Source organism: Caproicibacterium amylolyticum (assembly GCF_014467055.1).
GTDB classification, from domain to species: domain Bacteria; phylum Bacillota; class Clostridia; order Oscillospirales; family Acutalibacteraceae; genus Caproicibacterium; species Caproicibacterium amylolyticum.
In genome coordinates, this window is record NZ_CP060696.1 from 967,682 (window position 1) to 980,303 (window position 12,622).

At 48.3% G+C, this 12,622-nt stretch carries 8 protein-coding genes; all 8 read right to left on the minus strand.

What is annotated here, in order from left to right; all coding sequences use genetic code 11:
• Positions 1-103: 103 nt before the first annotated feature.
• Positions 104-4,657 (minus strand): SpaA isopeptide-forming pilin-related protein, encoded by a 4,554-nt coding sequence (locus tag H6X83_RS04445; RefSeq protein WP_212507951.1) that lies wholly within the window; start codon positions 4,655-4,657, stop codon positions 104-106.
• On the minus strand, positions 4,654-5,427 hold the full coding sequence (gene srtB / locus H6X83_RS04450) for a class B sortase (protein WP_212507952.1): 774 nt from the start codon (positions 5,425-5,427) through the stop codon (positions 4,654-4,656). Before srtB ends, H6X83_RS04445 begins: the two co-directional genes overlap by 4 nt.
• Positions 5,424-7,454: a lectin like domain-containing protein gene (locus H6X83_RS04455; protein ID WP_212507953.1), complete on the minus strand. Its 2,031-nt coding sequence runs from the start codon at positions 7,452-7,454 to the stop codon at positions 5,424-5,426. Before H6X83_RS04455 ends, srtB begins: the two co-directional genes overlap by 4 nt.
• 73 nt (positions 7,455-7,527) lie before the next feature.
• Positions 7,528-8,025, minus strand: coding sequence for a hypothetical protein (locus H6X83_RS04460; RefSeq protein WP_212507954.1), 498 nt, complete (start codon positions 8,023-8,025; stop codon positions 7,528-7,530).
• Positions 8,026-8,027: 2 nt separating this feature from the next.
• The gene (locus H6X83_RS04465) at positions 8,028-9,623 is read right to left on the minus strand and encodes a hypothetical protein (protein ID WP_212507955.1); all 1,596 of its coding nucleotides are present in this window, start codon (positions 9,621-9,623) and stop codon (positions 8,028-8,030) included.
• On the minus strand, positions 9,616-9,864 hold the full coding sequence (locus H6X83_RS04470) for a hypothetical protein (RefSeq protein ID WP_212507956.1): 249 nt from the start codon (positions 9,862-9,864) through the stop codon (positions 9,616-9,618). Before H6X83_RS04470 ends, H6X83_RS04465 begins: the two co-directional genes overlap by 8 nt.
• A gap of 84 nt (positions 9,865-9,948) precedes the next feature.
• Positions 9,949-10,779 carry a hypothetical protein gene (locus tag H6X83_RS04475; RefSeq protein ID WP_212507957.1) on the minus strand — a complete coding sequence of 277 codons (831 nt, stop codon included), beginning with the start codon at positions 10,777-10,779 and terminating at the stop codon, positions 9,949-9,951.
• Between the two features lie 19 nt (positions 10,780-10,798).
• Positions 10,799-12,622 (minus strand): bifunctional lytic transglycosylase/C40 family peptidase, encoded by a 1,824-nt coding sequence (locus H6X83_RS04480; RefSeq protein ID WP_212507958.1) that lies wholly within the window; start codon positions 12,620-12,622, stop codon positions 10,799-10,801.

The window sequence follows — 12,622 nt, forward strand, 5'->3', positions numbered from 1 at the left end:
TTCAAAGTAGTGCGACAATTTGTCGCACCTAAAGCTTATTCATGCTGCAGAACGGACTAAATTAGTCCATTGGAACCATCTCCTATAAAAAAGTGGGGAACCCTTATTTGCTCTTTTTGCGGCTGAACAGAACACCAGCAGTGCCGCAGACTGCCATCAGAACAAGTACAATCGCGGGAATGATGCCGCTCTGGCCGGTCTTAGGTACTGTGTAATCACTGGGAACCGATGCAGAACTTTCCACAGGTGTTTCTGCTGTTGGCTGGTTATTATTGCTGGCGGCAGGTGCTTTTGTACCGCTGCCGCTTACAGTAGAAGCAGAAGCTGCAGGTTGCTTCGAACTGCTGGTGCTGATCGGTGTAGCTGTGACCGTTGCAGAAACAGTTGTACTTGGCACGATTGCAAGGGAAGAGTCCACCTTATATTCCGAGGAATCCTTCGCAATTAGGATATATTGACCAGCATCCAACTGCGGCAAAATGACATAGCCGTTTGCATCTGTGGTTACTTCGGCTACAACCTGGTTATTTTCAGAAGAAACGCTGTTGACTATCGTGCCGGATTTGCGTAATGGGATCATAGAACTATTTGCAGCGGGAGAATCAACACGCATTACGAGTAGAGTGAAATTTTTTAACGGCTGTTGATGGGTATCCACAACCAGCAGCTTTGCATTACCAGTCGGCACGCGGGAGCCTTTGAGCGTAACGCTGGTTGTCTGACCGTTTGTAATGGTAATGCTGCCCTCCAGCATAACACTGGAATCACCGGAAGAAATGGTGTAAGTGCCGTCCGGCAGATTGGGGACTGTAACCTTACCGTCGCTGTCTGTTGTGCCAGTGCCGACGGTCTTACCGGTACTGTCCTTAATGATAACCGGCACATTTGCAAGCGGCTTCCCGCTGTTGTCTGTGGCGGTGATGTTGGCACTCCCAGTTTTGCTTACGGTGGGGCTGGATGCGGGATGCTTTACCTCAATATCAATCGTTCCGGCAGTGTTGCCGGTGCCAATCGTGACTTTGCCGGTAATGCTAACAAAGCGCGGGTCATCTACTTTGTAGGTATAATCGCCCGCAGGGATGCCGCTAAAAGTCACATTGCCATTTTCATCTGTTTTTCCGGTGGCAACTACTTTTCTGTCCTTGTCAATCAGATTGACCGTGACGCCGGAAGCAGGCTTGCCGGTAGACGGATCGGTAATGTGCAGCGTAACATTGCCGAGAGAAATAACAGGAATGGATGCAGTCTGTTTGCTGCCGTCTGTGACCGTAACGGATTTTGTCTTGTCGCCGTCTAACTTGAAGCGCGGGTCATCGACCGCATAGGTGTATGTGCCGATTGGAACGTTGGTAAACGTCACGTTGCCGTCTTTATCCGTCTTGCCGGTGGCAGCAATGTTATCGTCCTTGTCGATCAGGTTCACCTTGACGTCAGCGGCAGACTTGCCGGTTGTCGGGTCAGTGATGTGCAAGGTAACATCACCTGCATACTGGCTGGACTTCATGACAACTTTCACTGCCTGTCCCTGCGTGGTAATAGAAACCGGATACTGTGTTGTATTTGCGTGATAATTAGTAATTGGTGTTTCTTCGGTCAGCGTGTAGGGGCTGGCCGGGCCGGTCAGGTTCGGAATTGTCAGGGACGTGCCGTTATCTGCAGGTGCGCCGCTATAAACCACCTTGCCGGATTTGTCTTTGAGCTGCACCTTGGCAACCGGCAGCGCTTTGTTGGACTGCGCATCAACATGCGTGATTTCCAGTGTACCGACAAGCATTGCCGCCTTGACCGGAGCCGGAGCAGTATTCTGCTGGTCTTTCACAGTCACGGCCACATTGCCGTTTTCATAACCGGGGAGCTGCACGGTATAGTCGCCGGTGAAAACATCTTTAAATGTAATTTTGCCGTTGGAATCTGTGGTGCCTGTGGCAACGACATTTCCGTCCTTATCAACTAAATTAACAGTTGCACCGACAATGGGCTTGCCGTCCTTGTCAGTAGCGGTATATGTAATATCGCCCATCATGGGGATGCTGTGCATTTCTACATTTGCGGTCTGGCCGTCAGCTGTCAGATTAGCGGTGTATGCTGCTGCATCGGTACGATAGTTTGCAAGAGCAGCCGTTTCTTTGACGGTAAACGGAGCGTCAGGAACACGCAGACTCGGCACAGTCAAAGAAGTGCTGGTAGAGCTGCCGGTGTACACAACCTTGCCGTTTCTGTCAGTGACAGAAATCGGTGCAATTGCAATCAGCTTGTTGCGCTTGGTGTCCAGATGTGTAATCGCTGCGCTGCCCTTAAATGGCCGTGCGGTAAATGCAACACTACTGGTTTTGCCAATTTCAACAGCAATACCGGTCTGTGCTGCAGAAGCTGAATAGCCGGTTGCCGGGGTAATAACCTGTGCGGAATAGGTGCCGGGTTTCAAGTTTGGCAGTAAAACAGTGCCGTCAGAACCAGTTGTAGCCCGTGCGTCTTCGTTACCAGTGGAATCCTTTGCAACAACGACCACACCGGAAACCGGCTGGCCGGTGTCGCTGTCAGTAACTTTTGCCCTGATTTTGCCGACCTGCGCCCACTGGGCATATAAAGTAACCGGATTCCAGCCGTCTGCAATTTCATCTGCATCCATTGCATTGCCGCTGTCGTCTTTCCAGCCGACAAGAACATAATTGGGGCGGGTAAGTTCCGGCAGAGAAGCACTGTACGGCTTTCCTGGTGTTACCCAGCAGTCCTCTTTTACCAAGTCATCACTGCTGCCATCATTGCGGTGAAGAATGACAGCGTACTGAACAATACCGGTTGTGCCGTTGCTGTTGGAAAGATTGTCAATCGTACCACTGCCGACCGTGCCAATCTGGCCTTTGTTGCGAATCGTACCGTTGTTGAGAATCTTGCCGTAAATATTTATCATTGCAGAAGTTGTCAGCTTGACGCCCTGTGCAACTTTGAATTCTTTGCCTTTTTCAACGGTCAGCGTGTTATTGGCAGGAAATTCAGTATCCTGTACAATCGTTGGTGTGCCATATACAAGCCCGGAACCATTTTGAAAAATAATGCCTTTGGGATTATCAGCTAGAATAGCACGCAGTCTGTCTGCATTCTTACTATCATTCATAATAACAACGGTATTTCCAGATACAGAAAGTGCTTTGCCAGATGCGGAGTTTCCGCTTCGTCCAGAACCGATTGAAGCGCCCTCATTACTGGATGTCACAACAGTACCACCTGTGATATTGACTGTTCCAATTGTACCGCCACTGCCACTACTTCCGTTGCCACCCCAACTTACACCAGGAGCACCGCCGCCGATTCCAGCTCCGATTGTGCCTGACGCATGAACTGTACCACCTGTAATGGTAATGTTTCCACCATTTCCGCCGCAGCTACCAGAACCATTATAAAAGCCAAGCCCATTTCCGCCGCCAATGCCTGTAGCACCAGTCGCAGTAACGTTGCCGCCATTTATTATAACTTTCCCGCAGCCACCACCTGGATAAAAAGAACTAACCGACTGTTTACCGCCGATACCTGTAGCACTTTTTGATATAACGGTACCATTGTTGATAGTTAGTGTACTTCCGTTAGGTACAGCAATTCCGGTACCCTGAGAAATTGTCAAATTAATTGTGCCACCATCAATTACAAGGCCAGAACTTGAACTCGGAACGGTTATTCCGCAAGGAAACCATAAATTATAGCCACTGTTGCCACCGCAAGGATCAGCTATTGTCAGAGTACCACCACTGATTCTGCCGGAATTTCCAATTGCAATGCCGTCGCCCTGTGTAGGCTTTGCTGACAAAACTCCACCGGCTAAAGAAAAATTAGTCGTTGAAATGCAATTCGCAAGGGTTCTATCTGGCACTCCTGAGTAGCTACCACTTGATACATTAAGTGTGCCATTTGCCATGTTAAAATTCTCACATTTGATAGCATTAACAAAGGTGGAACTCAACTCACTTGCTGTACCTACCGTTGCGGTACCACCAGTTATATTAACAGTGTTTGCAAGTATTCCGTCCATATTTGTGCATGCGGACGACGACTGCAATACACCACCATAAATATTTATTGTTCCTTTATTTGCAGCCATTCCGGAAGAATATGCACCCATCTGAATTCCAGAACTAACTACAGTACCACCTTTAATTGTAAGGTCAGAATATGTGTTTCGACTACAAATGCCTATACCTGTACCGCCCGCCCCAGTTTGTGTTTGACATTTCAAATTTCCTACTGTGCTACCGTCACCATTTATACTGGTAATGATAGTATTAGACTCTTCTTTAAGTTCTAAAGCTTCATACGCACCAGAGCCTTTCAATACACTTGACCCAGAAAGAATCAACGTAACAGTAGCTTGTTTACCAATCTGTAAGGGATTACTACTAATACCTGTGGCATCTATAGTCACATTATCAAGTGTAATAGAAGCCGCCACATCGTCGTTTACAATAATACTGTGTTTTGTAGTGGTGCCGGAAATATGATAATTACCATCGCTGTTAATGATAATGTCATTGCCACTGTCAGAAATCGTAAGATTTTTAACTCTGTCGGCAGCATATGCAGCGCTGCCGGACAGTGGGATGCTGCTGGCAGCTATCAGTGCCGACATGGATATTGCCGCGACACGCTGCCAGATTTTCTTTTTCATGAAATTAAACCTCCGTTCGAATTTTGTTGTTTTCCGATTACGATTGTCCGCCCGTTTCTCTGCTCATACGAGCAGGTAACGAGCATCATGATTTTGTCTTTTTCTGTGACGGTCACCCCCGTGTTGTAGATTGCCTTGCCCTGCAGGGCAGACAAAAACCGGGCAAAGTCCGCATCGTCTGCAAACTGCGTCCGGTTAAAAGAAAAGCTGTCAGGCGAAACATGCAGCACTGCGAAGATCTCACAACTGCATTTGCCGGAAGCATTTTCGTACAAAAATGTTTGATGTGCTTTCCAGAATGAATAATAGTTGTATTTGGTGAGTTCTGTGAGCATAGCGTCGTACAGCATGTGATGCCCATACACCACGGTGTTCCGTGACGTTTCGGGGCTGCAGTCATACTGCAGATAAATGCTACCCGCTTCCGCATACCGCTTTTTATAGCTGCGGTGCAGATAATAATCCGGCTCGGTTTTGCTGCTCTGCAGCACCGGGTAATCAATGTTGGTGCCGGGTACGGTCAGCCAGCCTTTAATATCTGCGTTCACCGCCTGAATACGTTGGAACGATGATGCCTGGTCTTCCTTTTTGATTGCTGCAGATGCGGAACTGCTGACCGAAACTGGTTCCGCCTTGATACTTTTCAGTTCCTGTACGTCAGCTGCAACCTGCGCAGGCTGTGCAACAAATACGTTTAGCAGATATCCGGCGCACAGGGCGACTACCAACCCAAGCGCAATCAAAATGGCACGGTGCTTGCCTTTTTTCATGAAATCAGCTCCTTGTACAGTAAAAAAGCGCTGTCATTTACAGTTGCGTAAATGCCAACGCTGCCGGTTTTTATTGCAGTTGTTTTGTAATAGTAAAATGCACCGCCGCCCATTGGTGACACGGAAACTAGCTTTGTGCCGATTATGCCGCCTGTGCCACCGTAGAAGTTGATTTTTGCGCCGCGCGGCGCGTACAGCCGCGTGACATAGGATTGTCCAACACGTTTTTGCAGGTCAGCGGTGGTGTCGGATTCGACCGGCGAACTAGCCAGTACAGCGTCGAACAGATGGTGCGTGGTGCCGCTGATGTCTGCATAGGTGCCGACCGTACCGGATGCGCCTAACCCACTTATCTGCCAAACAGACTGCTTCGTTTTTGAGTTCCACGGTACAAGGAGAGCAGTCTTGGCCGCCGCGTCATTTGTGGTGTGCACAGATGGTGCGGCAATGCTTGTTACAGTAAACTGCTTTATCTGCGTTGGGCTAAAGGAAATATTGCCGTTTACAGAACAGGCAGGGCGTACATTTGACACAGTGTAAGCCTTAATTGTGGCCGCGCCCGGCAGCGTTGTTTCAAATGGATAATCGCCCGCCTTTGCTTTGCTGAGGTCAAACCACCGGCCATTGATTTGTGCAAAGCTGACACCGGCCGGAACGTGTTCCCTGTAAACGAAGTGGGATGCAAGTTCCTGCAGCTGCCCATTTTGGTACAGCCCTGTAATCTCAACGGGAAGAAAATACTCACCATTCGGCTCCCGAATTGTTTCGCGGACTGCGAACCGCTGCCCGGCAGAAAGCAGAATTGGTTTGTCTAAATCAACCGTATGAAAGCCGCCAAACGGCAGTTTCACCTGCTGGGTAAAAACAAGTTTGCCATTTCCCAAGTCACTGCCATTATCCAGCAGCAGAACATCAACCGTAACGGTGGAGTTCGGTCGAGCAGACGTTACAGAAACAGCCCGCAGTGACTCTGCACTGTGGGCTGTAAAAACATTGGCGACGGTGGTTGGAGAACTTAGTGGTTTGTAATCTGATACATCATCCAGACCGAGCGCGTCATACTGATAAAGATTATCATACTTGTACTGCCCCTGGGGATTCGGAAGATCCGCGGCATAACTTGTGTAGCAGATAAGGGACGCGTCATAATACGACACATAGCCATATCCGTCGCTGCCAAAGGATGTTCCCCAACTGTTGTGAATGAGCCAAGCACCATCACCGGGTGCCTGCGTCGGAAAAGCATTTTTGTTGTAATTGTCATCCCAGCCGACAATGGTAACAGCGTGTGTAACAGGCCGTTTTACATTGAGATACTGGCGGTTTCCTTGAAATGCACTGCATAGTTCCACACCGACCGCACTGGTCTGCATGATTTTTTCTTTGATTGCCTGCACTGCGTCTTGATTCAGCGTACCGTCCGACTGCAGCGGTGCGGGCAGGATGTCTGCATTCTGTAAATGAATGTCGGAATCCTGCCGCTCCCGCTCCGCAATCGCATAGCTTTCATCCGTGAGTTGGAACTTTGCATCCGTGCAGGCACCGTTCCAACTGGAAAAGGCATTGATACCTTTATTGAGCGTTCCTGCCTGCAGGCCGGATGAACCCGGCAAATAACAGCCATTCCCGCGTGCATCCAGGTTCATACCGAACCAGGCAAGGTGCCGAGCAGAATAGGTTTGTCGCTGCTGCCCACCTGTCTGACGCAGGACATTTGTTTCCAACCCGGAAGTTGTTGCAAATGCCCAGCAGGATGGAACAGCGCCCTGGTCTTTGATTTGTCCATCCATACGGTTATCCGCAAGGCTGTACTTTACTGGCAGCGCACCGGCACTTTTTCGAAGCGCTGGCGCAGACTGTGCGGTAGCAGCATAATTGTACTGCTCCTGCACAAAGCCGGGGTCGATACCGCTTGCTTGTGGTTCGTATGGAGCTGTGACGGCTGATGCCGCGAAACAGGGGAGAGATAATGAGAAAATGCTTCCCACTAAAATGAATGGAATGATTTTTTGTAAAAATCTTTGCAAATTTCTACTTGATACCACCTTTCAGTAAATTCAGGTACGACAAATTGTCGCACCTGGGCATAAAAGAAGCGCTTTACATCCCTTTCATAAGATGTTTGACCAGCTGCCGCCGCCAACGGATATGAAGGGGTTCTTTTGCAGCAGCGGCTTTTAAGTCAATCATGCTAGTCTGTGAAATGAATTCACGGATGGCAGCGTCGTATGTATCAAAAGTCGGTATGGTACTGGATACTTCGCCTGAATCGTTTATGATATACACTGCGTAGCGTTCCTGACCGGTTTTTAGGTCAAAGAATGTAGTAAGCTGATTACCGCGATAGGTAATAACAATGTATTCTGCGTTTCCCTGACCAGCAGTCTGCAAATGCTGATTTGTGCGGACAAAGGAAACAATTCGCTGGAGCATATCGTATTTCTGTGTATCTTCACCGGAAATCATTTTGACCGTGAAATCTTGCAAAATAAAACCAATCGGCAAGCCATCTTTGAGTACAAGCAGAAAACGCTTGATTTTGCCCTGGTCTTCTACTTCGTATCCTAACTTTTCAAGATAAACAGCAATCTGGTCCATCGTTAAACGCCCCTTTCCTGTGATTGTACTTGCTGTGGTTGATTGCGGCTGTTGTTTATCTGCTGTGCTTCCCGTTTTGCAGAGTGCAACTGCTGGTCAAGCGAAGGTTGCTTTGCATAGTCACCGTGTACCAGCTTCTGCTGGAATTCCTGCGGGGACGCAGTGCCGTAGTTCTCAATCATGGTTTGTGTCAGACTGGCCGATTGAGGCGATTCAAAACCGGCCATTGTTTGCAGCAGTGTGTACGCTTTCTGGAAATCTGCTTGTATTTGCTGCTCTTGCGCAGTTAATTGCCGTGCCTGTGGTTGTGCAGCAGCTTGTACAGGCTGTTGCGGTGTAAGCTGCTGGGGTGCAGACTGCTGCTTTTCTGGCAGCTTGGATTCCTGCGGCTGTGCAGCTTCCTGCTGACTCAGCTTTTCAACCAGTCCGGTATCCAAATTTTCAAGCACATCACGGTTTTCGTACAGCATTGCGGCTAAAGTCTGCGCTTCGGCAGCAGTCAAAACAACTGCATCTGCGGCAGAAATTTCAGCCACCGGTTCTTCAACTGTTGTTTGTTGTATCTGCCGAGCTTCCTGTGTTTCTTCAACTTCGCGTTCAGCAGTGATGTCCTGCTGGTTTTCCTGCACTCTTTCAACTGTTTGTTCAGACTGTTGGACTACCTGCTGCACTGTTGGCTGCTCCACCTGCTGTGTTTCTGCGGAACGCTGCACTTCAGTCTGAAATGCAGAACGGAATTGTTCTTGCACCTGTGAAAGATGTTGACGGTCACCGGTGGTAGCCTGCTCGGTAAAGTGAATATCCTGATTTTCTCCAATGGATGCAACAGCGTGGTGCTGTGCATCCTGGATGTCTATCTGTTCGCCGGTACGGCTGAAAAACGTGCGTACAGAGTAACCGATATTCTGCAGCAACTGTCGCCAATGGGAAAGGCGCTGCGGTTCTGCGGCAACCTCCGGTGCAGCTGCTTTCTGATACAGTCCAGACAGGCGCTGCCGGACATGTGCATCGTCAGATGTAATGACCGCACGGTTGTCAGATCCGATAAAGCCAACACTTTTTCCATTCTTATCGGTAATTTCGTATCGGTGTTCTTTTTCTTGTGAACGCTGTACATGAAAGCCGTGCGTTTGCAGCTGGCGCAGAAAGTCTTGAATTCGACTTTCTTTTGACTGTTGGTGTTCTTTCAACACATCGCCTTGTACAAGTCCCGACTGTTGTGCATATGCTGCTGTCGCTTGTTCCTGTTCAGATGAGGAAAACAACAGATCCATTGATTCACCGTTTAACCGATATACGTTGAAAAGCGGCCTGTGATTTTCAATATCGTATGTAGTTGTCAGATAAACACTTTTATACTGTGAGAGCTTAAAACCGTCGCCAAGGCTTTCCATGCCCTGATTGTCCAATGAAAACTGTACCATGCTGTCCAATTCCGGCTTTATTTGTTCCAGTCCGCTGACCATGCGGAGAGAAAAATCCGGCATCAGAATTGCGGTAGGGTCGCCGTTTTTCATAAATGTGCAGGGGAATGTACCGTTTCCAATAGTCTGAATCTCATAGCCGGATTTTGTAATAAGGTCAAAAAGGCTAATCATTTGCAGCTCCTTTCTCGGTAATCAGTGTGAGTAGTGCATCCAAGTCTTTCTCGCGGATTGCCTCCATCACTTTGGGCATATCAACGCCACCATCGGCAAGCGCATTGACCTGGTTGACAATTTCAGCATTTTTCATTTTTTTAAGACGTGCTTCATCGGATTTGATTTGTTCTGTCAAAGCATCCCGTTTCTTAATTTTTGCCTGAATGGATTGTTCAAGGCGATCAATATTGCTGTTCATGAAACATACTCCTTCCTTAAAGTAGGTACGACAATTTGTCCGACTTCCCGCTGGGGGCGGTCTTTCCTTTTTCATAGAAGCACCTTATTTCTGAAATGGAGCAAGGGAAAAGTCCACTTTTGCATCCAGTTCCATTTTTGTGACTATCCAATGCCCAGCGCTCTTGCTGTATTTCATGTTCAAACTCATAACACGATTGGAAGTGTTGGACGGCATATTGTCACCGGCAACGGACAGGGTGTAGTAAATTAGTACGTTTTCCTGTGTGTCCGGAAGCGCTTTGGTGTACAGGCGGCTCACAGTGGCATAGGAATAAGTCTTTGTTACCGGCTGAAAAGAAGCAAGGCGCGGAGTGACTGCACCTTGAATTGGCCGGTAGGTTACATCCGGCGCGGAACTGGTAGCAGGTTTGCTTGATGTGCTCGGAGCAGAGGAAACGGCTGCTTTGGCAGGCGCTGAACTTGCAGGTTTCTGCTGTGCAGGTGCGGAACTGATTGGTGCAGCGCTGCTGACTGGGGCAGCAGATGCTTTTGACTGCTCAGAACTGGTATTGCTGAACATTTGCTGCAATGCATCGTCCGTCATATAATCCCGCAGGTACTGCTTCAAAACGTCAGGCGATACGGATGTGTCGGATAGGTCATAGCGGAGGTGCAGCACTTTCTGCGCGTCTGCTGATAGCGTTGCAGTGTAGTCAGTATCAGATGCAGCACTGCTGACCGAGGTGGATTGCGCATTAAAAAATCCTCCTGCATAAGCGCTGCTCAGTGAGGAGGAAGCAGATGCTGCATGGGAGGATACGGTTGTTGCTGCCGGTTTGGCTTTTTTATTCATGATGCTGGATACAAGAACCGTTGCGCAGACAATGCCAGCAATGACACAGATTAAAATGGTTCGTTTCTTTTGATTTGTCATATGAGATTCCTTTCTGTTGTTATTTTACGCGCCCATAAGCATAGAAGTGGGACTGCCAGTAGCTGGAACTGCAGTTTGCATATTGTACATGAGAGCCGCCTTCTTCCAGCATTACACCATTGCCGCAGTAAATTCCAACGTGGGTAATGGTTTCGCCACAGTCGTAAGTGCTTTTGAAGAAAATCAGGTCACCAGCTTTGGCTTCGCTGGGGGAAACAGGTGTGCAGTATTGGTCATAGATGCCTTGTGCAGTTGTACGCGGCATATTTTTTCCGGCCTTTGTGTAAACGTAACACACAAAGCTGGAGCAGTCCATTGCTACACCCGGCGAATTGCCGCCAAGCACATAAGGCGTGCCGAGCAGGCTTTCACCAACCTTTTTCACATTCTGGAATGATACATCGGCATAGCCGAGACCTCCTCCAATACCGGAATAGTAGCGCAGGACGTGTTCAATGTACTGCGGATCGCCGCCCCCACCTCTGTTATGAAAGTCATCAGCCAGTGCTTGTGTCCAGACGTGTGTGCCTGGCCAGGAGGGAGATGTGGCACCTATAATAAAGCCGGTGCCGTAATTGTATGCCTGCAGTGCCAACTTTATATGTTCCATATCGTAAGGAGAAGTACAACCAGCTAAACGCAGCGCTTCTTTTAGTTCCTGTATGCCACACCATATCGAATACTGTGGGTCTTGTATGCCATTTTGAACAGGCGGGTACTTTTTGTTGTAGGCTGTGTTTTCGGCGGCCTGCATCGGGTCAAGCCCTTCACCACCACTTTCCTGCGCCATTACGGCGAGAATCAAGTCAACGTAATCTGTCATGCCAAACTGAGCTGCATAGGCAGAAACGATAGGACGGTAGTTCTGAACGGCGGCGGGGAGGGGAACGGAAGAAGCATTGCTGCCTGATAAGGCGCCAAATGCAGATGAAATCATCAGCAATACTAAAAGCGGCAGCATAATCACACAAATTATAGAAAGTACACTTTTTTTTGATGAAGATGCAATTATTTCACGGCCAAACGCTTTCAATGCTGTCTTTCCGCTGGAAGCAGCCTGCTGTTCGGTTTCTTCTGAAAGTGCCACACTGCTATTGGATGCTTTTTTTCTTCGCGCCAGAGCCGCTGCGCCAAGTCTTTCTTTTTGACTTTTTGAGAGTTTTACAGACGTGATGATGGATGCTGCCTGTTGAGTGGCGGACAATCCGGTAGCGCCTGCATACAGTGCAGGATTACTGCTTCCATTGTAATTGGCAGAGGCAGCTTTTGCAGCTGCTTCTGCAGATTGCGAAGCTTTATTCAGTATGTGTGCGGCCACACTTGCTTTTGCAGAACGGATTTTTGATGTAGACGTTACATCAGCAAAGTATACTGATGGGTTGTCTGCTTGCAAATGTTGGCCAACATCATAGCCACTGGCCTGTTTCTGCTCTGTGTATTGCTGCGTACCGTTTGTATATTCAGGGGACGATGTATCCGTAAATGATGGTGTGTTCTTGGATGAACGCGATTGCGCTGCTTCTTTTTGAGCCTTTTGTGCACGTTTGTATAAATAGGGACGTATGGCAGCCTTTCTAACTGCGATTGTCTGATTTCCGTTCATTATGGTATCTTTGCTGTCACCATAATGCTTTTCACCCCGAGTAGAGGTACGAAGATAAAATCGTTTTTGATGTGAGATAGGAGTGAAAGTGGTTGATTGATGCTTATATGTGTTTTCGTGGTTTTCATAGCGCAACTGTTTTCCGTAGTCACTCACAGTAAGCTGCTTTTTTTCTCCGGTGGCCAAGTCGTGCTGAATCATTCCATTTTTCGTGAACTGAACAACCTCTTTATCGAGCAT